Origin of the sequence: Paraburkholderia sp. (genome assembly GCF_026225065.1) — a bacterium.
Classification (GTDB): Bacteria; Pseudomonadota; Gammaproteobacteria; order Burkholderiales; family Burkholderiaceae; genus Paraburkholderia.
In genome coordinates, this window is the sequence record NZ_JAMFSB010000248.1 from 1 (window position 1) to 25,414 (window position 25,414).

The window sequence follows — 25,414 nt, forward strand, 5'->3', positions numbered from 1 at the left end:
GGCGGCCCAGATCGTCGTCGTGACTCATCGCAGACTCCGGGCGAGTGATTCGAACAGACGGTCGGTGTCGAGCAGGCCAATCGTGCGCTCGTGCCATGCAAGCACGCCACATGAATGCGAGGCGCTGGCATGTGCGAGCGTCGTCGGTACCGGCAGCAGCGCACTGGACGCGAAGCGCACCACGCCCTCGACTTCATCTACCGGAAAAGCCACCGGCTCTCCGCGATGCGCGGCGACCAGCATGCGCGCATAGCTGTTGCGCGATGCGTATTTGCCACTGGACGCGCGATCCAGATGCAGCAGTTCGCCAAGCGAAGCGGCCACCGTCAGTGCGCCGCGAATATTGACGAGCCCAAGGACGACGCGATTGCGCCGATGCGGCAGGGAATGGATCGGCCGCATGTCGTCGACCTGACGCAGCGCAGCCGTCGGCAAACCAAGCCATTCGTCGGCAATGCGAAATACCAGCGCCGATTGCGTGGCCGCGGACGCGGCGCTCGTATCGGTTGCGCGCGACGTCTGCGACGTGCCGTCGTGAGGCAGCCCGCGCGGTTTCAAAGCTGCCGCCGCAGGCACGAGATCCGCTTCGTCGAGCGGCCGATCAAGCAGCCGTGCCGCAGCCTGCTCGAACACGGGGCAGTTGAGACAGCGCGAATGCTCGGCCAGTTTCGGGCATGAGCCGTCGCCGCGCGTGCCGATACGATTCCAGCAATCGTCGATGAACGTGACCATGCCCTTGGTCTCAATAGCGCCGTGAGCCATGCTTGCCTCGCGGTAGGTTCAAAGGGTCATCCGTTGCTTTCGTGGCGCTTGTCGTGGGCGTCATCTGGTGCGCCTTGGACGCGGCGCGCTGGGCACGTCGCATCAGTTGCTGCGCGCCGGCGCTGTCTCCCGTCATATCGAGCAGCGCGGCAAGGTGCGTGAGCGCCTCATAGTGGGCAGGCTCGAGATAGAGCGTCTTGCGGTAATAGTCGCTCGCGTCGGCTGTACGTCCCCGCGCGTCGGCGATCAGGCCAAGCAGATAGAACGCCTCTGCGTCCGTGCCATGCACGTTGACAAATGCCTGCGCCACCTGCTCAGCCTTGTCGAATTCACCGGCGTCGGCGAGGCGGCCTGCTTCGGCGAGCGACTCGTCCGGAACCGCGGAAGCGCCAGGTTTCGCATGGGCGCCAGCTGATCCGTGTCCATGCGCTTGTCTGGTTGCGTGTGCGGGCGGCTGGGTAGTTGCATGCGCAAACGTTGCCGGGCGCGGCGCCGGCGCGACCGGCTGCGGACGTGTCGCAAAGGAGGGCGCCGCAGCAGCACGTGTAGCGGCGAAAGCCCCCGGCGCGGCTTGAGGCGCCGCCGCTGTGTTGCCGGGTAACGTAAACGCGGGCGCGCACGGTTCCTCGGCCGGTGTGCGCTGAAACGCAAACGCCAGCGGAATGCGCGCCGAGCTAAGCGTATGACGCATCATCAAGCCAGTTTCCGCTGGTCCGACGAAGATCGTTCCACCGTCGGCCAGTCGCGCGTCGAGCAGATGGATCGCGCGATCCTGCGCATCGCGGTGAAAATAGATCAGCACGTTGCGGCAGAAAATGAAATCGTAGCGCGTGCCAGCGTTGTGCGACGGGTCGAACAGGTTCGCCTGCGTAAAACGCACCGCTTGCTGGATGCGTTCGTTCAGCACCCATCCGCCGTCGAGCGGATCGAAATGGCGGTCGCGAAACTCGAACTCGCCGCCGCGAAACGAATTGCGTCCGTAGACGGCTTTTTGCGCGAGCGCGATGGCGCGCGCACTGATGTCGAACGCGTCGACGGTAAAACGCTGCGCGCCGATCCCCGCATCGAACAGGGCCATTGCCACTGAATACGGTTCTTCACCGCTCGAGCAGGGCACGCTGAGCACCCGCGCCACACGGGCCGGATCGCGCGCCAGCTTTTCATTGACGAGCCGCGCCAGCGCGACAAACGCTTCGCGGTCGCGAAAAAACCAGGTCTCGGGGACCACCAGTGCTTCGATTAGCGCCAGGCGTTCTTCGGGCGAATCGATTAGCAGTCGCCAATAAGCGTCTACAGCGTCTTCGGCGACGGCCTTGACGGGGTCGACAGACAGCGTGAGGCGCACCCGGTCCTGCACCGCGCGCTCAAGGGCATTGATGCCGAGCGAGGACGCGTCGATCCCGGTCTCCTGGGAGAGCCAGGTTTCGAAGCAGGGATCGGTGGGGTTCATGGGGCGGTTCAGGTTGTTGTACGCGTCATGCGGTTCGCTCGTCACGTGCGTCAAGGTCCAGCGGGCGGTTGCGCTGCTTCGGCTTGCGGAAACAACAAGGCCTTCACTTCGTCGGTAAGCATTTGCTGTACCTCGACCCATTGCACGAGACCTACGCCGTCGTTTGCGACCGGCCCGAGCCAGCGCGCATGAGGCGTGGCGATACCGCTTTCGGCAAACCGCTCGTGTTCGATGCGCCGCGTCTGCGTGGCGCGCTCGACGATCAGGCCAAGCAGATGCTCGGACTCGCCGCCGTCATCGCGCGCTGACGCCTCGCCCCCGTCCGCAGCCCGGTAATGAACCAGCACCAGGCGCGTAGAGCGAAGTTGCCGCGCTGGGCGGCCGAGTGCAAGCTGCGATATGTCGATCACCGGCACCGTTTCACCATGCCGCTCGAACATGCCAGCCACCCAGGCGGGTGCACCGGGGATCGACTTGGTGGGCGCAAGCGCCAGCACTTCGACGATCCCAGCCGCGTCGAGCGCGTAGCGGTCGCCGTCCAGATCGAACAGGAGGAAGAGCATCGCGATGGCCTGTGCTTAGCGGGTAGCCGGCGTCACGCGTCGATCTTGAAGCGCGACACGCCGGTGCGCAACTGGTTGGCGACCAGCGTGAGGTCGTCGATCGCCTGCGACGACTGGCGCAGCGACTCGGCGGTCTGCTGCGCCGCCTCGGAGAGTTGCGACAGCGCCTGGTTGATCTGCTCGGCGCTGGTGGCCTGGGTCTGCATCCCCTCGTTGACCATCTGGAAGCGCGGCGCGAGCGTCTGCACTTCGTTGATGATCTGCGAGAGCTGGCCGCCCACCTGCTGTACGTCGCGCATGCCGCGGCGCACTTCCTCGGAGAACTTGTCCATGCCCATCACGCCAGCCGAAACGGCCGACTGGATTTCCTTGACGGTCTGCTCGATGTCGTAGGTCGCCACCGCGGTCTGGTCCGCAAGACGGCGGATTTCGGTCGCCACCACTGCGAACCCACGGCCGTATTCGCCGGCCTTTTCGGCTTCGATCGCCGCGTTCAGCGAGAGCAGGTTGGTCTGGTCGGCCACCTTGGTAATGGTCGCGACGACCTGATTGATGTTGACCGCTTTCTCATTGAGGATGGCCAGCTTGGCGTTCACCGAACCTGCTGCCTCCATCACGCTGCGCATGGTGTCTTCCATGCGCGTGAGGCCGCTTTGGCTCGCGCCCGCGAGCGTTGCCGACTGCTCGGCCACACCGGCGACTTCGTTCATCGTGCGCAACAGGTCGCGCGAGGTCGCGAAAATCTCGCGGGACGTGGCGCCGATTTCGGTGGTGGTCGCGGCCGTTTCGCTGGCAGTGGCCTGCTGTTCCTTCGACGTGGCGGCGATTTCCGTCACGGAAGTGGTGACCTGCAGCGACGACTTCTGCGCCTGCGAAACCAGACTCGTCAGTTCCTCGGCCATGCGGTTGAAGCCGTTTTCCAGTGTGCCGAATTCATCGCTGCGGCGCAGGTTCAACCGTTGCGCCAGATTGCCGGTGCGCATCACGTCGAGGACGTCCACCAGTCGGGCCATCGGCACCGTGACTGCTTTGAAGAGCCAGTAACCGGTCACGAGCGCGACCAGCAGCACCACGCCGAGCGCAGTGGCCAACGTGATTTCAGTGCCGCTCACCGAGGTGCGGATCAACTGGGCGGAATCGTCGGCCTGAGCGTGGTTCTCCGCGACCAGCACGTTCGCGGCGCGGATCAGGTTGTCCCACGTAGGTGTCATCTCAACGAACTGTGCTTGCGCCGCGGGCCTCGATGTACGGGCCTGCGTCGCGGCCTGGTTGCAGAGCGCCAGATACTGGTCGTAGGCGGTCTTGAAGGTGTTGAAACGTTCGCGGTCGTCGTCGCGGAACACCGTGCTCTGGTAGTCGGCGGAGACCTTGTCGAAGGCGCGCAGAATCTCGGGCAGCTTGTCGAGATCGCGCGCCATGCTTTGCGCGTCCGGATCGACGAAGATCGCGCGTTCCAGCGTCGCATAGCTCTCGTTGGCCGCCGCGCGCAGGCTGGTGGCGAGGTACAGGCCGGGCACCGAGTCGCGGCGCAGGCTGACGGCCTCTTCGTCGATCGAACGCAGCCGCGTGTATGAAATGACGGCCATTACCAGCATCAGCAGGAAAAGCCCCCCAAAGCAGAGCACGATGCGTGTGCCCAGGGTAAACCGGCCGCTGCTGAGCATGCCCGGCAGGTTCGTGTTGCTCGCACGTGGCGTGACAGTGGCCATTTTCGATGTCTCTCTCTGACGATTGGTCCGTGGACGCGAGCCCACAAATGCATTTTTTGCCCGTTTCGGCCCAGGATACGACGCTACACCCGCGGCCTGGAAGTCGATCGGGAGATTAGTGAGGGTAAATTGTGCCAGAGTCGGCTATGAGAATCGCAGTTTGTGTTCACATGGCGGCTCTTACTCTGCGGGTTTCCCCTCATCCGATCGTGCTTGACCACTCAAATTCGGCGCCTTAGATTTCATACATGTTCCTACATGTACTTTAGTTGTTGTGCAAAAAGGAACAGGTGGGCGCATCCGCCACCCGCCAATCCGATATCGCTCATCATGAACATTCGCCTGCCGGCCGCTGTAATGTTGATTTGCCTTGCACCCGCCGCGCGCGCGGATTCGAGCGTCACCTTGTATGGCATCGTGGACGAGTTCGTCCAGGTGGTGAACACGGGCAGCGGATATACCGGTGCGGTGGGTTCGTCGGGGCAATGGGCGAGCCGTATCGGCCTGCGCGGCAGCGAGGATATCGGCGGCGGTAACCACATCAATTTCGATCTGCAGAACGGCTTCAACCCCAACGACGGCACGTTTGCCTCGCCGGGCAGCCTGTTCAATCGTGCCGCCTGGGTGGGCGTATCCGGAGGATGGGGCGAGTTGCGCGCTGGCCGCCAGAACTCGCCGGTATTCAACGACCAGGGCGGACTCGACGCGTTCGGCGCGGCCACCCAGGCATCCGGCTTCAGCAATTTCATGACCTATACGGTGCGAACGAGCAACACGGTCTCGTACACGTCACCGACGTTGGCCGGTTTGCAGTTCAGCCTTTACACGGGTCTTGGCGATGCCGGCGGGTTCCGCTCGCCGGGCTCGAGCTATCAGGCGGATGTCACCTACTCGCGGGGACCGGTGGCCGCCGTGTTCGCAGCGCAAGCCGTGAAGAACGCAGATGGCAGTGCGACCGACCGGACCGAGGAGGCCGGGCTGTCCTGGCAAATCGGCAAGACCACGCTATACGCGGGATGGAGCGGCTCCAGGTGGGCCGATATCGATCTGGACGTGAACGTATACGGCGCATCGGCGCTATATCAGTTCACGCCGTCGAGCGCGCTCGCGTTCGGCTACACCTATCTGCACGACGAGACGGGACAAGGCAACAACGCGAGCCAGCTCGCGGCGCTCTACACCTATACGCTGTCCAGACGCACGACCGTGTATAGCGCGCTGTCGTTCCTGCAAAACCACGGTCAGGCGGAATACCGGCTGGCCGGGTCGGCGAATGCGGGCTTGCCGCTTGCCTACCCCGGCGCCGATGCGCGCGGTTTTCAGTTGGGCATCGTGCAACGCTTTTAAGGAAAACATGTGCATACTTGTGCTTTTCGAATGACGGACCGGTTGGAGAGAAGGCCGGGGCCGCATGGGCACAGGAGCCGCAAGATGGTGAAACGGGCAGTGAAGAGCGATGAGGTCGGGCGTTCGAAGGCGCATATGGTGGCCGCCACAATCGAGCAGGACATTCTGAGTGGACGTTTGCCGTTCGGTCAGCAACTGGAAAGCGAGTACGAACTGGTCGAGCGCTTTGCGGTGAGCCGCAACACCGTGCGCAAAGGACTCGATCTGCTGACTAACGGCGGTCTGATTACGCGCAAAGGTGGGATCGGCTCGTTCGTGACGTTCAACGGCCAGACGATCGATGGGACGCTCGGCTGGACCACCGCCATCGAAAAGGCGGAGGGCGGTGCGCAGACCCGCTTGCTGCAGATTGCGCTGGTCGAAGACGAGGCGCTCGCGCAGGAGCTGAAGCTCACGCGTGCCAACTTCGTGGCGATTGACCGGATGCGAGTCATCGGTGCAGGCGCGCAATGCATTTCGCTGGAACGCAGCCGTCTGCCGTTCAGCGACGAGCTTGCGGCACTGCCGCTGCAAGGGCTCGTAGGCGGCTCGCTGAACCGCACGCTGATCGAGCACGGCATGGTGCCGCATCACGGCGAGCAATGGGCCGAGGTAGTCGGTCTCGAAGCGGCCGATGCACGCCTGCTCAAGCGCCGCGCCGGCACGTCGTTTCTGCGTTCGCGACGGCTCACGCGCGACCGCGACGAACGCATCATCGAGTACGTCGTGAGCTTGCTGGATCCGGCGTTTTTTGCACTACATCTGGAATTCTGATGTCTTCGTTTTTGGATTTGACTGACCCCGAACTGACCGATCGTGCGCGCGGCGCGTTTTACGGTCTTGCTCTTGGCGACGCTTACGGCATGCCGACGCAGTCGCTGAGCCGCGAGCGCATCGCTGAACAGTTCGGACGTATCGAGAAGCTGGAGAGCGCATTTGCCGATCAGCCGATTGCACCGAATCTGCCGGCCGGCTCCATCACTGACGACACCGAGCAGGCCATGCTGGTTGCCCGGCTCCTGGTGGACGGCAAGGGCACGATCGAGCCGAAGGCGTTCGCGCATGCGTTGATGAAGTGGGAAGCGTCAATGAAGGCGCGCGGCTCGCTCGACCTGCTCGGGCCTTCCACCAAACAGGCTATCGAGCGTATCGCCGCCGGTGAAGATCCCCTGCGTACCGGGCGCTTCGGGACCACCAACGGCGCGGCGATGCGCGTGACGCCGATCGGCATTGCGTTCGACCTGAAGCGGCGCGAGGCGTTTATCGATGCGGTGGTGCAGTCGTGTGTCGTGACGCATCACACCACGCTCGGCATTGCGAGCGCGGCCGCCGTGGCCGCGTCGGTTTCGGCGGGACTGAACGGCGCGAGCCTTGGTGCGGCTCTCGAGGCCGGTATCGACATGGCCGAGCAGGCGGCGAGCCGCGGCTTCTGGGTGGCAGGCGGACGGATCGGGCCTCGCCTGCGTCACGCCCGAGAACTGATCCACGGATCTGCGGAGCACGATGCGGCTGATGTGATTTACAACGTGATCGGCACCTCGGTCGCGTCGCAGGAGTCGGTGGTCGCCACCTTCGCGCTGGCGTTCGACGTCGAGCGCCGCGGTACCTCGATCGAGGCGGCGCTGGGCGCGGCAGCGAGCCTGGGCGGGGACACCGACACGATCGCCGCGATGCTAGGCGCAATTCTCGGCGCGTGCTCGGGTTATGGCGCGTTGCCGGCTGGACCTGTCGAGACGATTCGACGCGTGAACGCGCTCGATCTCGATCCGCTAGTCGACCGTTTGCTTGGATTGCGCGCCCGCTCTTTCTGACGCGCAGGTCCGTTTCGGTGGTTTCCTTCAATCTGGAGATTCGACTCAGATGGCTTCGTCACGCCCGTCAATCAGCGCTCGCCAAGTCGAGACGCGCGGTATCGAACCCGTACCGCTCAGCGAATGCCGTGGACATCCGCGCCAGCTCTTCTGGGTCTGGTTCGCCGCCAATATCAGCATTCTCGGACTACCGCTCGGCGCGACGCTCGTCGCTTTCCAGCATCTCGCGATCTGGCAGGCCGCGCTGGTGGCGATCGTCGGCGCCGCAGGATCGTTCGCGATTGTCGGGGTCATTTCGATTGCCGGGCGGCGCGGCCATGCACCGAGTCTGACGCTCTCGCGGGCGATCTTCGGGGTGCGCGGCAACATTGGGCCGACCATTGTGTCATTGCTCTCGCGGCTCGGCTGGGAGACGGTCAACACGACAACCGCCGCCTACGTGCTCCTCTCGCTCGCAACCATCGTGTTCGGCACCCCCGCGCAAGCGACCCATGCGCCGGTGCTCACGCTGGTGTTCATCGCCGTGTTTGTTGTGCTGACGCTGATCGTGTCGGGCTTCGGCCATGCCACACTGCTTGTGATCCAGAAGTGGTCCACTTATGTGTTCGGCGTACTCAACCTGATTGTGGCCGGCTTTCTCGCGACGCGGATCGACTGGCACGCCGTATTCCAGGCGGCACCCGCGCCGATGAGTGCGGTCGTCATCGGGATTGGCACCATTGCGGCGGGCACCGGAATCGGCTGGGCGAATGCGGGCGCGGATATGTCACGCTATCAGGCACCCACCGTCAAGGGACCGGCACTGGTGGCCTCGGCGGCTTTCGGCGCGGGTATTCCGCTGATTCTGCTGGTCACGCTCGGCGCACTGCTTGCGGCCGGCAACGATCAGCTCGCTTCGACCAGCGATCCGATTGCGACAATCCGGGACATGTTGCCGACCTGGATGGCAGTTCCTTATCTGATCACAGCGTTCGGCGGTCTGCTCCTGTCCAATTACCTGTCGGTCTATTCTGCAGGCCTGACGACGCTGACGCTGGGCCTGAAAGTCAAACGGGTCCAGGCGGTGGTGGTGGACGTAGTGGTGATTTTCACTGGCTCGATCTACTTCATGCTGATCGCCGGGAGTTTCTACGGTCCGTTTATCGGCTTTATCTCGCTGCTGGCCGTGCCGATTACGGCTTGGGTCGGTATTTGCCTGGTCGATCTGATGCATCGTCAGGAGTACTCTTCGACTGATCTGCTGGATGTCTCACCGCGTAGCGCTTACTGGTACAAAGGTGGTGTTGAGTGGCGTGCTTTCAGCGCATGGGCGATCGCCATCGCGCTTGGATTTTGCTTCCTGTCCACGGGCGAGATTCACGGTGTATGGGCAAATTCGTGGCTCGGTCGCAATGGCCTTGGCTGGATTGTCACCTTCGTGATTGCAGCGGGCGTGTATGCAAGCCTGGGTGGCGCACGCAGGTCGGCAAAAAACTGGAAGACAGCATGATTCAGGCAGCTCCCGAAAAAGTATCGCGATTGATCCATACCGGCCAGGTGATCGTCGATCTCGTCATGCAGATCGACGCGCTTCCGGCGCCGGGTGGCGACGTGCTTGCGACCAACGCTGGTTTCGAAGCAGGCGGTGGTTTCAATGTGATGGCTGCGGCGCGTCGCAACCACATGCGCGTGGTGTATGCAGGCGGTCATGGAAGCGGGCGTTTCGGTGACATGGCCCGTGCGGCGCTAGAGAAAGAGGGGGTGGATATCGCCGCTGCGCAAGTCGCGGCTCAGGACACGGGCTTATGTGTGGCCCTCGTCGACACACATGCCGAGCGCACCTTCGTTTCGCATATGGGTGCCGAGAGTGTGCTCGAACGTAGCGTACTGGATACGCTAGAGGTGACGCGGGACGATATCGTCTATGTGAGCGGTTATAGCCTGATGCTCGCTGACAAGGCTGCGGTGCTGGTCGCGTGGCTGGAGCAGTTACCTGTGGGGACGCGCGTGGCTTTCGATCCGGGGCCACTCGTCGATTCGATTGACGCTGCGGTGCTCGGGCGTGTGTTGGCCGTCGTGTCGATCTGGACAAGCAACCGGGCGGAAGCGCTGCGTTTCGCCGCTACTGACAATCTCGACGCAGCGTTCGATTTTATCGGCATGCGTTTGCGAGGCGCCGCGCTGACAGTTGTGCGTGACGGCGCGCGCGGGTGCGACCTGCGCGTAGCGGGACAACGCGATCATGTGCCCGGTTTCGCGGTCGAGGCGGTCGATACCAACGGCGCCGGCGATGCGCATACCGGTGTATTCCTCGCGATGCTGGCAAGGGGCGCCGATATGCGTACTGCCGCTACTCGCGCGAATGCAGCGGGGGCGCTGGCAGTTACGCGGTATGGTCCGGCGACCGCGCCGGATTCGACGCAAATTGACGTCTTTCTAGATTCGCGTGGCTGATTGATCGCCACGTACGCCGGCCCTCCGATTTCTTTCAAAGGCCCGGCGCATTTCACCCTCCGCTAAAGTCACCGGCACATGTTGTCCTCAGTGGCTTGCCTCATTCCATGCCGGCAGCGTCGCACCGTGGTAGACGCTGAGAATTTCCGCGGCCACGTTCGGCTGCTGATAACTCTGGACGAGAGCGTGGACCCATGGCGCATTCGCGTCCTTCGCATTGACGGCGAGGAAGTTGCGATACGGATTGCCGGTCACCTGTTCCTGGGCGATCCGTTCCTGCGGAATCTTGATGCCGGCCTTGACGGCCCAGTCCGTGTTGATCACGGCGGCGTCGAGATCGCCGATGGCGCGCCCCACGATACCCGCGTCGAGTTCCTTGATGTGGATGTGCTTCGGATTGTCTGCAATGTCGCGGGCGGTCGGCAGCAGGCCGACATCGGCACGCAGCGTGATCAGATGCTGGGCCTGCAGCAACAGCAGCGAGCGGCCTTCGTTACTCGGGTCGTTCGGCACGCCGATGGTCGCACCATCCGGAAGATCGGCAACCGATTTGACCTTGCGCGAATACAGACCAATAGGCTGCACATAGGTAAAGCCCACCGGCACGATCTGATAGCCGCGCGCCTTGATCTGCGCGTCGAGATACGGCTTGTGCTGGAACGAATTGGCGTCGAGGTCGTGCTCCGAGAGCGCTTCATTGGGCTGCGTGTAATCGGAGAACGTCGTGACCTTGATCACCAGCCCCTGCTTGGCAGCGTTTGCGGCAACGACGCGCCACACGTCTTCATCTTCGCCGGACATGATGCCGACGCGCAGGGTTTGCGGCGCTGCGAATGAAAGTTGCGAGGTGGCGACGCCCAGGGCGAACACGACAGTGGCCAGCGCGGTTTTAAGCAGGTTTCGTTTATTCATGAGACACGGTGGTCATGGAGTTGATGATGGCCGAATCCTATGTAAGAGGTCAGGTTGCTGGCAAATACTTTTCCGTTCGTTGCTAACTCCGCTGAGGCATATATAAAAAGTGCGAAACGGCTCTATCCACGATTGGATATTTGCTTAACGCGAAAGATCGTTTCGACGCATCGACGTTGACGCGTAAGATTCCGTGCTCCATTGGAAACGGGGCGCTCCGTCTGGTCTGCCCCAACACGCTACCCACGACGTTGGCTACAAGTGAAGCCAACGCGATCCGTCAATCATGGACACACGACAATGAACCATTCGACAATCCGGGGCCGCCGGACCTTCCTTGCTGCTCTCGGCGCAACGCTCGCGGGCACCGCACTGCCTGCGTGGGCCACGTTCAAAGTCGATCAGTTCAGGATCGGCTATCAGAAGGCCGCGAGCACGCTGGTGCTGTTAAAAGCGCACGGCGCGCTTGAAAAGCGGCTGACGCCGCTCGGCATCAAGGTCACGTGGAATGAATTTACGGCTGGCCCGCAGTTGCTGGAAGGTCTGAATGTCGGTGCGATCGATTTCGGCTATGTCGGCGAGGCGCCGCCGGTATTCGCGCAGGCTGCCGGGGCGGACTTCGTCTACACGGCGTATGAAGTCGCGACACCTCATGCTGAAGGCGTCGTCGTTGCGAAAAACTCTCCCATCAAGACCGTGGCCAATCTGAAGGGCAAGAAGGTGGCGTTCAACCGGGGTTCGGACGTTCACTGGTTTATCGTGGCGCTGCTGCGCAAGAATGGCCTCGACTTCGGCGACATCCAGCCGATCTATCTGGCGCCCGCCGATGCGCGCGCCGCTCTCGAGCAGGGTTCAGTCGACGCCTGGGCGGTCTGGGATCCGTTTCTCGCCGCCGCCGAGGCGCAGAGCAACGCGCGCCTGCTCGCCGATGCGCAGGGCGTGGCCAGCCATCATCAGTTCTTTCTGAGCCAGCGTGAGTTCGCGCAGAAGCGTCAGAACGTGATCGCGATCGTCATGGAAGAACTCGGCAAGGAAGGCCAGTGGGTGAAGCAGAACACCGCTGCTGCGGCCGCCGAACTCGCGCCCATTCAGGGGCTCGACGCATCGATCATCCAGACTGGCCTGCAGCACTACGCACATGTCTACAAACCGATCGACGCCGAAGTGCTCGCAGAACAGCAGCGCATCGCAGACACGTTCTACGAGCTGAAGCTGATTCCTAAGAAGATTGTGACGAAGGACGCCACGTTGGCGTGAGCACGTGAACCTCAGCCTGAGCGTCACGCCGCGCTCGGGAAATCGAAAATCGTCATAAGCAAGTTCCAATTCGATAGTAGGCGCGGCAGGCCCGGGCTGGTCCAATAGACGATTCGACCTGTCCGCCACAAGCGTCACGCAGGCGGTGTGCTTCGCCATGGAAAGGGTTGAAGCGCGAAGGGCGGACGGGTGTCAACCTGTCGGTACGAAACATCATGTCCACTCCCGAAGCTTCCTCTGCCGCGGCACCGTTGCCGCGGCGTCCCGACCCGGCCCGTGTGAAGCGCATTGCCGACGACGCAGAAGCGCTCGCCGCCGCGCACACGCTCGCGGCGCAGTTCGCCACAGGCGCCGCTGAACGGGACCGCAAACGTCTGCTGCCATGGGCCGAACTCGATCTATGGTCGGAAAGCGGCCTCGGCGGCATCACTGTGCCGCGCGAATACGGCGGCGCCGACGTTTCCTATGCAACGCTCGCCGAAGTCTTTGTGATCCTGTGCGCGGCTGATCCGGCTTTAGGCCAGATTCCGCAAAACCATTTCGGTGTGCTCGGCGTCTTGCGCGAGATTGGCACACCAGCCCAGAAAACGCTCCTCTACGGCGAGGTCCTCGCGGGTCAGCGCTTGGGCAACGCCGGCCCGGAACGGCGCTCGGCCAACGTTAAAACCATTCTGCAAGGTACGACGCGGCTGACCAGCACACCCGACGGTCTGCGCCTGGACGGCCAGCGTTTCTATTCGACCGGTGCACTGTTCGCACACCGCGTTCCGGCCCGCGCGACAGACGACGATGGCCGCGCCGTGCAGGTCTGGGTGCCGCGCGATGCGTCGGGTCTGAGTGTGGTCGACGACTGGAGCTCGTTCGGTCAACGCACGACGGCAAGCGGCACGGTGACGTTCGAACAGGTGCCGGTCGATCCACAGGACGTGTTGCCGATCTGGCAACTCGCCGAACGTCCCGGCCTGTTCGGCCCGACGTCGCAGCTGATTCAGGCGGCTATCGATCAAGGTATCGCGCAGGCCGCAGTCGCCGATACGCTGACGTTCGTGCGCGAGCGCGCACGGCCGTGGGTCGATTCTGGCCTCGAGCACGCAACCGACGACCCTTACATCATCGCGGATGTCGGCCGTTTGCAGATCGACCTGCACGCGGCTCATGAGGTATTGCAGGACGCAGGTCACATTCTCGATGCGATTGCCGCGGCTCACACGATCGATGCCGAAGCCAGCGCACGTGCGTCGGTGGCAGCGGCCGAAGCCAAGATACTGACCACCCGCATCGCGCTCGAAGCGAGCGAGAAGCTGTTCGAACTGGCCGGTTCCGCTTCCACCCGCGCCGCGCACAATCTCGACCGCCATTGGCGCAACGCCCGCACCCATACGCTGCACGATCCCGTGCGCTGGAAACTGCATCTGCTCGGCAACTATCATCTGAATCACGTGCTGCCTGCGCGTCATTCGTGGAACTGAACATGAGCCTCGATCTTTCCGTAGAACCGCGCGACGGTGTTGCGCCTGCCCCATTGCCTCGCGAATTGCATGCGCATGCGCCGGGCACCCCTGATCTGATCGCTAACGATGACGAGGCGCTGCAGGTGGCCCGCCGCCTTGCGGCGAAGTTCGCACCGGAGGCCGCGCTGCGCGACCGTGAGCGACGGCTGCCGTGGGCCGAACTCGACGCCTTCGTTGCGAGCGGCCTGTGGGGCATCACGGTGCCACGCGAATTTGGCGGTGCCGGTGTGCGCAACGGCACGCTCGCCGAAGTCACCGCGATTATCGCCGCGGCCGATGGCTCGCTCGGCCAGATTCCGCAAAACCATTTCTACGCGCTGGAAGTGCTGCGCGTGGGCGGCAGCGTCGAGCAGCAACGGTTTTTCTATGAGCGTGTGCTGGCTGGCGAGCGTTTCGGCAATGCACTCGCCGAGATCGGCCATAAGGACTTCAAACGCCGCACGCGGTTGACGCGTGCGGCCGAAGGCTGGCATGTCGACGGCCGCAAGTTCTATTGCACCGGCGCGCCTTACGCACACTGGATACCCACACTGGTCGTGGCGGACGATGAGGGCCGCGACGTCACCTACCTGGCGTTTGTGCCGCGCGACACGCCTGGCGTCACCGTGACCGACGACTGGGATGGTTTCGGTCAGCGCGTCACCGGCAGCGGCTCGGTGCAGTTCGAACATGTGCGTGTCGAGCCCGAGTGGGTCGTGCCGTTTCAGGTTTCGTTCGAACACGCTACAACGATCGGACCCGTCGCGCAGATCATGCACGCCGCGATCGATCTTGGCCAGGCACGCGGCGCTTTTGATTCCGCCCTGCAGTTCGTGCGCGAACGTTCGCGGCCATGGATCGACGCCAAGGTCGAGCGCGCGGCCGACGATCCACTGACCATCGCGCAGTTCGGCGACCTCGCCGTGCGTCTGCGCGCAGCGGAGGCTTTGCTACGACGCGCGGGCCGTTTCGTCGACGCCGCTCAGGTTAAACCTACGGATCGTTCGGTAGCTGAAGCCTCGGTCGCGGTAGCCGAAGCGCGGGCGCTGACCACCACCGTGTCGCTGGATGCAGGCTCGCGCCTGTTCGAACTGGCCGGCACCGCTGCGACGCTCGATGGCCTGGGCCTCGACCGCTTCTGGCGCAATGCGCGCACCCATACGCTGCATGATCCGGTGCGCTGGAAGTATCATGCGGTGGGTAACTTCTATCTCAACGACAAGCTGCCGCCGCGGCATGGAGCCTTGTGATGGCAAAGAAACAGATTCTGCTCAACGCGTTCAACATGAATTGCGTGGGCCATATCAACCATGGTTTGTGGACACATCCACGGGACCGCTCCACGGATTACCGCCTGCTGCCGTACTGGACCGATCTCGCCCGCACACTCGAGCGCGGCCTGTTCGACGGCCTGTTTCTCGCCGACATCGTCGGTGTCTACGACGTCTATCAGCACAACGTGGATGTGACGTTGCGCGAGTCGATCCAGTTGCCGGTCAACGATCCCACGCTGCTGGTTTCGGCGATGGCCGCCGTGACCGAACACCTCGGCTTTGGCGTGACGGTCAATCTCACCTACGAGCAGCCGTATCTGCTCGCACGCCGCTTCTCGACGCTCGATCATCTGACGCAAGGCCGCATTGGCTGGAACATCGTGACCGGTTACCTCGATAGCGCGGCGCGTGCGATGGGCCTCACCGAACAACTGCCGCACGACGAACGTTACGAGCGCGCGGACGAGTACCTCGAGATTCTCTACAAGCTGTGGGAAGGCAGCTGGGAGCAGGGGGCCGTGTTGCGCGACAAGGCTGGCCGCGTCTATGCGGATCCGGCCAAGGTGCATCAGGTGAAGCACGCGGGGCGTTACTACAACGTCGAGGGTTACCACCTCGCCGAACCGTCGCCGCAGCGCACGCCGGTGCTGTTCCAGGCCGGCAGTTCCGGGCGCGGCCAGCGCTTTGCGGCGCGCCACGCCGAATGCGTGTTCATCTCGCCGCCGAACCGCGCGGCTGGACGTGAGACGGTGCGTACGTTGCGCGAGCAACTGGTTCAGGCGGGGCGGCAACCGGACGACGTCAAGATATTCGTCGGTGCGGCGGTCGTGACGGGCGCCACCGAGAGCGAAGCGCGCGAGAAATACGCGGACTATCTGCGTTACGCGAGCCGCGAAGCAGGTCTCGCGCATTTCGCGGCCAGCACGGGTATCGACTACGCGCAATACGATCTCGATGAGCCGGTCGACTATGCCCCGACCAACGCCATCGAATCGGCGACGCGCACGGCGAAACAGCATGGCTGGACCCGTCGCAAGCTGCTCGAAATGTTCGAGATGGGCGGCCGCTATCCGGCCATCGTCGGCACCGCCGCGCAGGTCGCGGATGAACTGCAGGCATGGGTCGACGAGACGGGTGTAGACGGCTTCAATCTGAGCCGCACGGTCGTCCCGGAGAGTTACGAGGACTTCATCGATCTGGTGGTGCCGGAGCTGCAGAACCGCGGGCTGTACAAGACCGCGTACGAGGACGGCGCGCTACGGCACAAGCTGTTCGGTGAGGGCGACCAGTTGCCGGAGCGGCACGCCGCAGCCAGTTTCAGGCGCCGGACCACCGAGACCGCTTAAGACCGAGGCCGCTTAAGTGGCAGCGGCATGGACCAAGGCCGGCACGAACCTCGCCGGCCTCATTGAACCGCTCCTTAAACCTCTTCAACGCCCTCAGGGAACAAAGCGTCCCTCTCCGGCGAATTCGGCCACGGGTTTGCGCGGGCTCGGTACTTCGCGCACCTGAAGCTGCTCCGGCAGAAGACTTTTATCCCCCAGCCGTCCTACCGCAACCGCTGCTTCAATCGAATATCCGTCCGGAACCGCCAGTCCCTGACGGATCTTGTCGCGTTCGATACCGGCCATGCCATGGGTGTGCCACCCGGAAAGACTCGCCTGCAGCGCGAAATAGGCCCATGCCGAGCCTGTATCGAACGAGTGGGTGACGGCAGGTACTTCGGCGGTCGCGCCCGGCGGCGTGAAGTTATCCTTCGACAGCACGATCACGACGGCCGCCGCGTGTTGGGCCCAGCTCCGGTTGAAATCGTTCAGGTACTCGAGAAAGCGCGTCCAATGCTCGGTGCCGCGACGTGCATACGCAAATCGCCAAGGTTGCGAGTTATAGGAGGAGGGCGCCCAGCGCGCTGCTTCGAAGAAGGTCAGCAGCGTGGACTCGGGAATGGTTTCCTCGGTGAAGGCGCGGGGCGACCAGCGATTGAGGAACTGAATGTCGATCGGATGTTCGGCCGAACGGGCCGCGTTCGATGTGCTCATGTCTTGATCCAGAAAGAAATGAAGGCTGGCCGGTGACCGTGGGCGCTGCTGCCGCGCGGACGATTCCAGCCAGAGCTGGGGCTGCAAACACCACGCCTTGAAGGCTCGACGAGGCGCATAGAGCATTTATACCCGATTCTGCGCAAGACGATACAAAGCGGAGCGGCGCAGATTTGCTTATATAAATTCGTCGTTTTGCCGATGCAGGGTGCATGGCTACCATGGAGCGCTTAGCGACTCGCGCGAAATCCGAACTCATGTCTACCGTTGCCGTTCCTTCAACACCTGTCGACACCTCCGTGCAGGCGGGAAGCGTTTCCCGCAACGCCGTTATCCGTTCCGCTCAGGACGTCTCGCGCATCGTCAACGCGGGCGCTGCGAAAGGCAGCAACGCGCGCATCGTGATTGCGATCGCACTCGGCGGTGTCTTTCTGGATGCCTACGATCTGACCTCGCTGGCTTATGGCATCAAGGACATCGCGCGCCAGTTTTCACTTTCGCCGGTACAGGTGGGCTTCGTTTCATCGGCGATCACATTTGGCGCCATTCTCGGCGCGCTGTTCGGCGGGTATCTGACCGATCGCATTGGACGTTACCGCGTTTTCATGGCCGACATGCTGTTCTTCGTGGTCGCGGCGATTGCCGCCGGTCTTGCGCCGAATGCATGGGTGCTTGGTGGGGCGCGCTTTCTAATGGGCTTCGGTGTCGGCCTCGATCTGCCGGTGGCGATGGCGTTTCTCGCGGAGTTTTCACGGGTGGCGGGCAAAGGCAACAAGGCCGCCAGCGTGGCCGCGTGGTGCCCCGCCTGGTATGCGGCCACCAGTACCTGCTATCTGCTGATTCTCGGGCTGTATGCGATTCTCCCCGAGCATCAACTGGGCTGGCTGTGGCGCCTGACGCTCGCCTTTGGCGCAGTGCCCGCCATCGCGATCATTCTGGTGCGCAGCCGCTACATCAGCGAGTCACCCGTGTGGGCGGCGAACCAGGGCAATCTCGAGGAAGCCGCACGCATTCTCAAGCGCTCGTATGGCATCGATGCCGTGGTCGAGCGCAGCAATGTACCGGTCAAGGCGCCGCGCGCCGCGTCGTGGCGCAACTACGGTGTGCTGTTCAACCAGACTTACCGTAGCCGCACGATTCTCGCCGCGACGATCGGTGCCGCATCTTCGTTCGGCTATAACGCGATTATCTTCGGCTTGCCGGTGATCATCGCCAGCTTCTTTCATCAAGGCCCGCTGACGACCATCGTCGCCGCGTTGACGTTGAATCTGGCGTTTGCATTTGTGGGTGGATTGATTGGGGTGCGCACCGCGCCTACCGTGGGCGCGTGGAAGATGACGGTGCTAGGGCATTCGCTGCAGTTCGCGTCGTTGATCGGCCTTGCGCTGATCGGCAAGCCCAGCAGCGGCGCACTCGTCGTGCTGGCGATCCTGTTGCTCGGCGGCTATCTGTTTGGGCAAGGCTTCGGACCGGGTTCGCACTCGATGACGTATGCATCGCTGAGCTATCCGACTTCATTGCGCGGCATCGGGGTGGGGTTTAATCAGACGCTGGTGCGCTCTGCATCGACGGTTTCGCTGTTTCTGTTCCCGGTTCTGGCCGCAGCGCTCGGGACGAAGGTGTTCTGGGTCATTGCGGTCGCGCCGCTGACTTCGCTGCTTGTGCTGCTGGCGATCCGCTGGGAGCCGTCGGGATACGACGTCGACGCTGAGGATTATGCGGAGCCGGCGACAGTGGAGCGAGAGGCGGCCATCGCTGCGTAACTGATAAGTTGAGTTGAGAACCGGCTGGCATATAGCACGCTAGCCGTGAGTCGTCACAGAGCGAGACTGGGTATCTTGCCAGCGAACTCCGCGCCAAGCGTGCGGCCTTGCCTGAAGGCAGCGTCGAACTGTCCTTGCTCGAGATGCTCGGCAATCGTGAGCAGCGTGCCCAGCACACCGGCATGCTCGACGATGGCTTCCTCGATGACGATGTCGATGGAAATATCGGTAAAGAACCGCTCTGGCGTGACCTCGCACGATATGTAGGCCAGCGAAAGAAGTCCGCAAAGCCAGGCGGCCTCCTGGAAGTCGCCGTCTTCAGGCGTCAGTTCGCCCGCTGCGCGCTCCATGAAATTGGCCCGATGCTGCACAAGCTGTGCGAGCGGGCTGTGGCCGAATCGCAAATCCGCCGGATTTCCATACAGCAGCAGGCAGCACCACAACATCAACTGTTTACTGCCGACCACGGCCACTGCCTGTCCGATGGACGTGATCGGAGCGTGGCTCCAGCGACGTCTGGCCGCGTTGTTGGCAAGGCGCAGCAACTGGATGACCAGAGCAGGGGCATGCTTGAGCGCGTCCTCGAGATGCACGCCGTCCGCTTCGTCTCTCAGCAACTGCAGCACGCGGAATACCGCGGCGAATCGTGAGGGTGTTCTGCTGGCCGTCAGCAACTGCGGCCTGGCAAAGTAATAACCCTGAAACAGATCACATCCGGCCTGCAAGGCCGCTGCGTGGTCGCTTCGCTCCTCGACCTTTTCGGCCAGCACCCGCTTGCCGGCGCGCTTGCATCGCTCGATGGCGTAGGCGGCTTCCTCCGGCGTGAGGTACGGCCACTCGAGCTTGACGATATCGACGTGCGGCAGGAACCGCTCGATGTCGGGGGTGAGGGAGCGGACATCGTCGAGCGCAATACGAAACCCGGCGAGGCGCAACTCGTCGCATCGCGCGGCCAATTCGTCGGTTAGTCCCGTACCTTCAAGAATCTCGAGCACGAAGCGCGACGGCGGCAACACATCGACCGCGCCGAAAAACAGGAAGTCGCCTGTGCAGTTCAGGAAGCCGTCGCCATGGCCGAGCACGTACTCGATACCCAACACGCCCAGCGTGCGCTCGACGACCGCAGCGGTCGCCGAGTACCCGTCCTGAATCCGCGCTACATCGTCTCCCGCTTCCCGGAACAGCAGTTCCTGCGCGACGACAAGACCCTGCCTGTCGAGGATCGGCTGACGAGCGACAACGACTTCAGCTTTCATTTGGCTACCTTGGTCATATTCTTCGCCGACTGGGAACGCCACTTGAGGCTTCCCGGTTTTCACGTGCTTGACCCTTTGGCCCGGATGTTGCGTTTTGGGTATTTCGCGTCTTTTTGCATTCGACAAAAAGGACCCGCAGGCAGTCTTCCGCTAGGAGACAGCCTGTTTAGGCTATGGACAGGATGGAAGAGTGAACCCCGTTGTCATTCTGGTGACACACGCCAACGCCGCATTTGACCCGCCAGATGCTACCGCTTTATGGCCGATGAATGCCAGCAATTCTCAAATTAGTGCGCCGCAAGTCCGATTTTCGTGAACTGTCGTGGTGCACTTCTGAAAGTTTCCGGTAATTTTATTTATGCGGAACCCGATCAGTAGCTGTCTCCCCACTTCTCGGACAATGAAGCGCGAAGCGCATCTTCCACCGTGCCGATCATGGTGCCGAGTTGCAGTTCGTGACTTGCACTGGGGCGATAGTGGGCGAAGAAAACCCGTTGGCCGATGACGCCGCCGAGCCACTCCAGTGCGGCCACATCCTGCGAGCACAGCAACAGCCGGCTGTCGCGTGGGAGGGGGTCGAGGGCCTGTTCGATTCCGTTTGCGGGTCCAGGTCTCGCTGACCTGATCGCGCCATGCTCGCGGGACACGAGCCATTCGCCATGCGTGGCCGCAGGGTCAAGGAGCCGCAATAAAGCGACCTGTGGCGAACTCTCTAAACGCACGGCCAACGCCTGTTCGAAGGTGTCTGCGACGGTGTTATCGGTGACGATGCAGACTTGAGTGAGACGGGACGGTGCGCGACGCCAGCGCGCAGCGAGTGATTCACCACTGGATTGCATTACGTTCTCCGTTGAGGCATGTCACGACGAGAGCACTGGAACCTGCGCAACTACAGCGGCCACCCGAAAACGCTTGCCGTGCCGGGTGACCGCTTGCTACCGCGACGCGGCCGTCAACCGTTGCGGAACAGGAAGCTATAACCGTTCAGCGCCGGTACGCCGCCCAGGTGTGCGTAAAGCACTTTCGATCCAGCCGGGAATTCGCCAAGCCGTACCTTGTCGATCATGCCTTGCATCGATTTGCCTTCATAGACTGGATCGGTCAACATGCCTTCGAGCCTGGCGCACAGGCGGATGGCCTCCATCGTCCCTTCGTTCGGCAGTCCGTATTCGGGGCCGCCGTAGCGTTCATCGAGGACGATATCTTTGGCGACGATGTCGCGGCCCAATTCGACCTTCTCGGCCGTTTGCTTCGCAATCCGGAAGATCTGGTCGCGCGTTTGCGCAGGCTTGGCTGAAGCATCGATGCCGATCACACGGTCGGCGCGGCCGTCGGCGGCAAAGCCGACCACCATGCCCGCTTGCGTGCTGCCCGTCACCGAGCACACGACGATATAGTCGAACTTGAAGCCGAGTTCTGCTTCCTGCTGCCGGACTTCTTCGGCAAAGCCCACGAATCCCAGACCGCCCAGCGGATGATCCGAGCAACCGGCCGGAATCGCGTACGGCTTGCCACCTGCCTCGCGCACGCTTTCCAGCGCGTCTTCCCAACTCTTGCGAAAGCCGATATCGAAACCGTCGGCCACGAGACGCACGTCCGCACCCATGATGCGCGACATCTGGATGTTGCCGACGCGGTCATACACCGCGTCCGAGTAGTTGACCCAGTTCTCCTGCACGAGCACGCATTTCATGCCCAGATGGGCAGCGACCGCGGCCACCTGACGGGTTTGATTCGACTGGATGCCGCCGATCGAAACGAGCGTGTCGCAGCCTTGCGCCAGCGCTTCGGGAATCAGGTATTCGAGCTTGCGTGTCTTGTTGCCGCCAAACGCCAGGCCGCTGTTGCAGTCTTCACGCTTCGCGTACAGCTCGACTTTGCCGCCCAGGTGCTGGCTCAGACGCGGCAGCGCCTGGATCGGCGTATGGCCGAAGGTGAGGGAATGGCGCGGGAATTTCTTCAGATTCATGCAAGTCTCCGGTGATAAAGCGGGTCTCAGCATCGACGCAATCTGCCCGCCCGACGCGGGATGGATCGCGAGGCGATGCTGTGGCAATCGATGCTGCAATGAGGTCTATAGTAGAAAAGTTCGCAAGAAACATGGTTGCGAATAAATTGACAATTTGTGAGTTTAAGTAGGTTGATGGTATTTTTTACGTACATTTACTTCTCGTGAACCACCATGCCCGCAAGAAAATTTCGTGACCCTGCGCCGCAGGGCCGCCAGTCAAGCCCGGAGATCGATCGCGTCGACCGGGCCATCCTGCGTCAGTTGCAGCGCGACGCGTCGGTCTCGAACGTGGCGCTGGCGGCCAAGGTGAATCTGAGCGCGCCGGCCTGCCTGCGACGAGTGGAGCGGCTCAAGGAGATGGGGCTGATCCGCGGGGTGGTGGCACTGCTCGACGCGAAGGCGCTCGACGCCGGCATGCTCGTGATGATCGGTGTGGTGCTGGACCGGTCGACGCCGGAGTCGTTTTCCGACTTCGAGAAAGCGGCGCAGAAAGTATCGGGCTGTATGGAGTGCCACGTCGTGACCGGCGAATTCGATTACTTCATGCTGGTGCGCACGAAAGACAGCGACAGTTTCAACCGGCTCCACGCGGAGCAATTGCTCTATCTGCCGGGCGTGCGGCAGATCCGGTCGTTCGTTGTACTCAAGGAGATACTTTCGACGACGAGTGTGCCTGTGTAACGCTGAGTGGCGAGAGTTTGAATTACAGTGAGGTTTTGCATTTCATCCATCGCGCAGATACGGAACGCTCCCATGAATGCACCTGCTGAATCCATGCAACGACGTTTGACCCAGGCTCGCCGTTTATTGGCAATCGCCCAGACGGGCCTGCATTACACGACTGGCGCTTTCGACAGGGAGCGCTATCAGGAATTGCTGGGCATTGCGCAGGCCCAGCTTGCCGAAGTGGCTGAGATCAGCACCGAAGAGATCGTGCAGCTTTTCAGCCGCGAAGAAGGTTATGCCAATCCGAAGCTGGACGTGCGCTGCGCGGTGTTCGATGACGCGGGTCGCGTGCTGCTGGTGCGTGAAGCGTCAGATGGCCTCTGGTCGCTTCCTGGCGGCTGGGCCGACATCGGCGCCTCGCCGGCCGAAAACGCTATGCGCGAAGTCTGGGAGGAAAGCGGCTACACGGTCACCATCGAGCGGTTGCTTGCGGTGTGGGATATTTTGAAGCACAACCATCCGCCTTCTGTCTTCCACATCTGGAAGCTCGTGTTTCTTGGGAAGATTGTCTCTTCGGGCGACATCTCGGGAGTGGAAACCGATGCCGTCGAGTTCTTTCCGATCGACGCGCTGCCGCCGTTGTCGGAGGGGCGCGTCTTGCCGGAACAAATCAGAAGACTTTCCGAGCTTCGAGCTAACGGCGGCATGGAATTCGACTGAACTTGCCGGTCGCGTGCCGAGGTGTGGTGTATACACTTAATTGATGTTTCCTGATAAGCGCGGCTAGAATCTGGTTCGAGACAGCTGATTTGTCGACACTGAGACAAGTCGCCGCCTGAAAAGTCCACGAACCAGGAGACAGCCGACCGATGGAAACAGGCAGCCATGACCGCCGGGAACCGGCATCTGCCGATACGGCGGAAGCGCCGGGCAATCCCGATCGGCGCACTATCCTGAAGGGTCTCGCGCTGGCGGTCGGCGGTAGTGTCGCGCCTGCGCTGTTCATGTCCGCCGCGCGGGCAGCGACAGCCTCGGCGCCGGTGGTAGAAACGGCGGCGGGACGCCTGCGCGGCCTGCATGTCGACGGCGTCGACGTATTCAAACAGGTTCACTACGCGGCGAGCACCGGCGGAGCCAACCGGTTTTTGCCGCCGCAGCCACTGCAGCCATGGAGCGGTGTGCTCGACGCGACGATGTTCGGCCCATCCGCGCCGCAGCACGTGGACAAGCTCGATGCCCTCAGCGCGTGGTATGCAACGATCGAGCCGGTCAGCGAAGACTGTCTGCACCTGAACGTGTTTGCTCCGTCTGCTGGACGCACGCAGGCCAAACGGCCAGTGATGGTCTGGCTGCACGGTGGCGGCTGGTGGGGTTGCGCCGGCACTGCACCGGGCTTCGACGGCACGCGTCTCGCGCAGCGCGGCGACGTGGTGGTCGTCACCGTCAACCACCGGCTGAACCTGTTCGGCTATCTCTATCTCGGCGATGCGGACGAGCGTTTTGCCGATGCGGGCAATGCCGGCATCCTCGATCTCGTCGCGGCATTACGCTGGGTGCGCGAGAACATTGCCGCATTCGGCGGCGATCCTGACAACGTGACGATTTTCGGGCAGTCTGGCGGCGCATCGAAGGTCGGAGCGCTGATGGACATGCCGGCCGCACACGGCCTGTTTCACAAGGCGGTCATCGAAAGCTGCTCGGGCGGGCTGCACCTCGATACGCAGGAGGAGGCGGCGCGGCAGACGCAGGCACTGTGTGCGAATCTCGGCCTCGCCAGTCCGGACCCTGCCGCGTTGCAGGCGCTGCCGGTCGACGCGCTGCTTGCGGCGATGCGCTCGGTCAGCGATCCGTTCCGGCCGGTGCTCGACACCCGCACCTTTACGCGCCATCCGTTCGATCCCGATGCGCCGCCGCAGTCCGCGTCAGTGCCGTTGCTGATCGGCAATGCCGCGACGGAAATGACGTTGTATATGGCCGCTGATCCTCACAACTTCGCCATCGACTGGCCGACTGTCGAGCGGCGGCTCGGACTGCTGCTACGCATCGACGCTGCGGGAGTCACGCGCGTCATCGACGCGTACCGTGGCGCGGCTGGGTCTGCGTCCGCGACAGACGTGCTGGCAGCAGTCAGCACGGACTATGTGTTTCGCCGCAATACCACGCGTATCGCCGAACTGCAGTCGGCGCAGGCACCGGTCTTCGACTATGTGTTCGACTGGAAGACACCGGTGATGGGTGGTGTGCTGCATTCGCCGCATACGATCGAGGTGCCGTTCGTGTTCGGCACGATCAAGGCCGCAGCGGGGCTCGTGGGCAATGGTCCTCAACTGGAACGGCTGTCACGGGATGTGATGGGTGCGTGGACCGCATTTGCGCACACCGGCGATCCGAACACGCCCGCGTTGCCGTCCTGGCCCAGGTACGACGCGACCGGCCGCGCGACGATGATGCTCGACCTGCAGAGCCACGTCGAGCGCAATCCGGGCGGTACAGCGCGAAGCGCGCTCGACGGTTTGCCGCCTTATGAGTACAACATCGATCGCAATTGTGTCGTGCGGGGGTGAGGGCGCGGCTGCATGGGCGACACGACGAGAGATCGAGCTCGCCCGAGGAGCGCCCGGTCATGCCGGAC

The 25,414-nt window shown here is 62.7% G+C and carries 22 protein-coding genes; 13 read left to right on the forward strand and 9 right to left on the reverse strand.

Annotation, left to right across the window (positions count from 1 at the left end; all coding sequences use genetic code 11):
- Positions 1–24 precede the first annotated feature (24 nt).
- From M0954_RS18155 to M0954_RS18170, 4 genes are read right to left on the reverse strand one after another with little or no spacing between them, the layout of a single operon-like run.
- Positions 25–762 (reverse strand): chemotaxis protein CheW, encoded by a 738-nt coding sequence (locus tag M0954_RS18155; protein ID WP_123387279.1) that lies wholly within the window; start codon positions 760–762, stop codon positions 25–27.
- Positions 743–2,212 carry a CheR family methyltransferase gene (locus M0954_RS18160; protein WP_123387567.1) on the reverse strand — a complete coding sequence of 490 codons (1,470 nt, stop codon included), beginning with the start codon at positions 2,210–2,212 and terminating at the stop codon, positions 743–745. The genes M0954_RS18155 and M0954_RS18160 overlap by 20 nt, the downstream gene beginning before the upstream one ends.
- A 50-nt stretch (positions 2,213–2,262) precedes the next feature.
- Positions 2,263–2,775, reverse strand: coding sequence for a chemotaxis protein CheW (locus M0954_RS18165; RefSeq protein WP_122155926.1), 513 nt, complete (start codon positions 2,773–2,775; stop codon positions 2,263–2,265).
- Between the two features lie 32 nt (positions 2,776–2,807).
- Positions 2,808–4,484: a methyl-accepting chemotaxis protein gene (locus tag M0954_RS18170; protein WP_122155927.1), complete on the reverse strand. Its 1,677-nt coding sequence runs from the start codon at positions 4,482–4,484 to the stop codon at positions 2,808–2,810.
- 357 nt (positions 4,485–4,841) lie between these two features.
- On the opposite strand from M0954_RS18170, the gene M0954_RS18175 reads away from it, so the two are divergent.
- The 5 genes from M0954_RS18175 to M0954_RS18195 all read left to right on the forward strand — a co-directional run bounded on the left by M0954_RS18175 (position 4,842) and on the right by M0954_RS18195 (position 10,114).
- Positions 4,842–5,831 (forward strand): porin, encoded by a 990-nt coding sequence (locus tag M0954_RS18175; protein WP_297354744.1) that lies wholly within the window; start codon positions 4,842–4,844, stop codon positions 5,829–5,831.
- An 84-nt stretch (positions 5,832–5,915) separates the two neighbouring features.
- On the forward strand, positions 5,916–6,644 hold the full coding sequence (locus M0954_RS18180) for a GntR family transcriptional regulator (RefSeq protein ID WP_297354712.1): 729 nt from the start codon (positions 5,916–5,918) through the stop codon (positions 6,642–6,644).
- Positions 6,644–7,681 carry an ADP-ribosylglycohydrolase family protein gene (locus M0954_RS18185; protein WP_297354715.1) on the forward strand — a complete coding sequence of 346 codons (1,038 nt, stop codon included), beginning with the start codon at positions 6,644–6,646 and terminating at the stop codon, positions 7,679–7,681. The genes M0954_RS18180 and M0954_RS18185 overlap by 1 nt, the downstream gene beginning before the upstream one ends.
- Positions 7,682–7,730: 49 nt before the next feature.
- A complete protein-coding gene (locus tag M0954_RS18190; RefSeq protein ID WP_123387274.1) occupies positions 7,731–9,170 on the forward strand; it encodes a cytosine permease in 1,440 nt (479 codons plus the stop codon).
- Positions 9,167–10,114, forward strand: coding sequence for a PfkB family carbohydrate kinase (locus M0954_RS18195; RefSeq protein WP_122155932.1), 948 nt, complete (start codon positions 9,167–9,169; stop codon positions 10,112–10,114). The genes M0954_RS18190 and M0954_RS18195 overlap by 4 nt, the downstream gene beginning before the upstream one ends.
- Before the next feature lie 87 nt (positions 10,115–10,201).
- On the opposite strand, the gene M0954_RS18200 is transcribed toward M0954_RS18195, so the two are convergent.
- On the reverse strand, positions 10,202–11,026 hold the full coding sequence (locus tag M0954_RS18200; RefSeq protein WP_123387272.1) for a MetQ/NlpA family lipoprotein: 825 nt from the start codon (positions 11,024–11,026) through the stop codon (positions 10,202–10,204).
- A 300-nt stretch (positions 11,027–11,326) separates the two neighbouring features.
- On the opposite strand from M0954_RS18200, the gene M0954_RS18205 reads away from it, so the two are divergent.
- The 4 genes from M0954_RS18205 to M0954_RS18220 all read left to right on the forward strand — a co-directional run bounded on the left by M0954_RS18205 (position 11,327) and on the right by M0954_RS18220 (position 16,393).
- Complete coding sequence (locus tag M0954_RS18205; protein WP_297354717.1) at positions 11,327–12,283, forward strand: sulfonate ABC transporter substrate-binding protein; 957 nt, start codon at positions 11,327–11,329, stop codon at positions 12,281–12,283.
- A 215-nt stretch (positions 12,284–12,498) separates the two neighbouring features.
- A complete protein-coding gene (locus M0954_RS18210; protein WP_297354719.1) occupies positions 12,499–13,752 on the forward strand; it encodes an SfnB family sulfur acquisition oxidoreductase in 1,254 nt (417 codons plus the stop codon).
- A 2-nt stretch (positions 13,753–13,754) separates the two neighbouring features.
- Positions 13,755–15,023 carry an SfnB family sulfur acquisition oxidoreductase gene (locus M0954_RS18215; protein WP_297354722.1) on the forward strand — a complete coding sequence of 423 codons (1,269 nt, stop codon included), beginning with the start codon at positions 13,755–13,757 and terminating at the stop codon, positions 15,021–15,023.
- Positions 15,023–16,393, forward strand: coding sequence for an LLM class flavin-dependent oxidoreductase (locus tag M0954_RS18220; protein ID WP_122155936.1), 1,371 nt, complete (start codon positions 15,023–15,025; stop codon positions 16,391–16,393). The genes M0954_RS18215 and M0954_RS18220 overlap by 1 nt, the downstream gene beginning before the upstream one ends.
- Positions 16,394–16,486: 93 nt before the next feature.
- Here the strand turns inward: M0954_RS18220 and M0954_RS18225 are convergent, their stop codons facing one another.
- Positions 16,487–17,086, reverse strand: a complete 600-nt coding sequence (locus M0954_RS18225) for a nitroreductase family protein (RefSeq protein ID WP_133894788.1) — start codon at positions 17,084–17,086, stop codon at positions 16,487–16,489.
- A 257-nt stretch (positions 17,087–17,343) separates the two neighbouring features.
- Here M0954_RS18225 and M0954_RS18230 point away from each other — a divergent pair, with 257 nt between their 5' ends.
- On the forward strand, positions 17,344–18,849 hold the full coding sequence (locus tag M0954_RS18230) for an MFS transporter (protein ID WP_122155938.1): 1,506 nt from the start codon (positions 17,344–17,346) through the stop codon (positions 18,847–18,849).
- Between the two features lie 53 nt (positions 18,850–18,902).
- Here M0954_RS18230 and M0954_RS18235 read toward each other — a convergent pair whose 3' ends face one another.
- The 3 genes from M0954_RS18235 to M0954_RS18245 form a co-directional block, all read right to left on the reverse strand.
- Positions 18,903–20,105 (reverse strand): EAL domain-containing protein, encoded by a 1,203-nt coding sequence (locus M0954_RS18235; protein ID WP_297354724.1) that lies wholly within the window; start codon positions 20,103–20,105, stop codon positions 18,903–18,905.
- A gap of 371 nt (positions 20,106–20,476) precedes the next feature.
- On the reverse strand, positions 20,477–20,944 hold the full coding sequence (locus M0954_RS18240) for a 1-aminocyclopropane-1-carboxylate deaminase (RefSeq protein ID WP_133894786.1): 468 nt from the start codon (positions 20,942–20,944) through the stop codon (positions 20,477–20,479).
- Positions 20,945–21,057: 113 nt separating this feature from the next.
- Positions 21,058–22,074 carry a 1-aminocyclopropane-1-carboxylate deaminase gene (locus M0954_RS18245; protein WP_123387266.1) on the reverse strand — a complete coding sequence of 339 codons (1,017 nt, stop codon included), beginning with the start codon at positions 22,072–22,074 and terminating at the stop codon, positions 21,058–21,060.
- A gap of 213 nt (positions 22,075–22,287) precedes the next feature.
- Here M0954_RS18245 and M0954_RS18250 point away from each other — a divergent pair, with 213 nt between their 5' ends.
- The 3 genes from M0954_RS18250 (at position 22,288) to M0954_RS18260 (ending at position 25,346) form a co-directional block, all read left to right on the forward strand.
- Complete coding sequence (locus M0954_RS18250; RefSeq protein ID WP_074268444.1) at positions 22,288–22,797, forward strand: Lrp/AsnC ligand binding domain-containing protein; 510 nt, start codon at positions 22,288–22,290, stop codon at positions 22,795–22,797.
- A 72-nt stretch (positions 22,798–22,869) separates the two neighbouring features.
- Complete coding sequence (locus tag M0954_RS18255) at positions 22,870–23,502, forward strand: NUDIX hydrolase (protein ID WP_122155942.1); 633 nt, start codon at positions 22,870–22,872, stop codon at positions 23,500–23,502.
- 149 nt (positions 23,503–23,651) lie between these two features.
- Positions 23,652–25,346, forward strand: coding sequence for a carboxylesterase/lipase family protein (locus M0954_RS18260; protein ID WP_297354726.1), 1,695 nt, complete (start codon positions 23,652–23,654; stop codon positions 25,344–25,346).
- Positions 25,347–25,414: the final 68 nt, after the last annotated feature.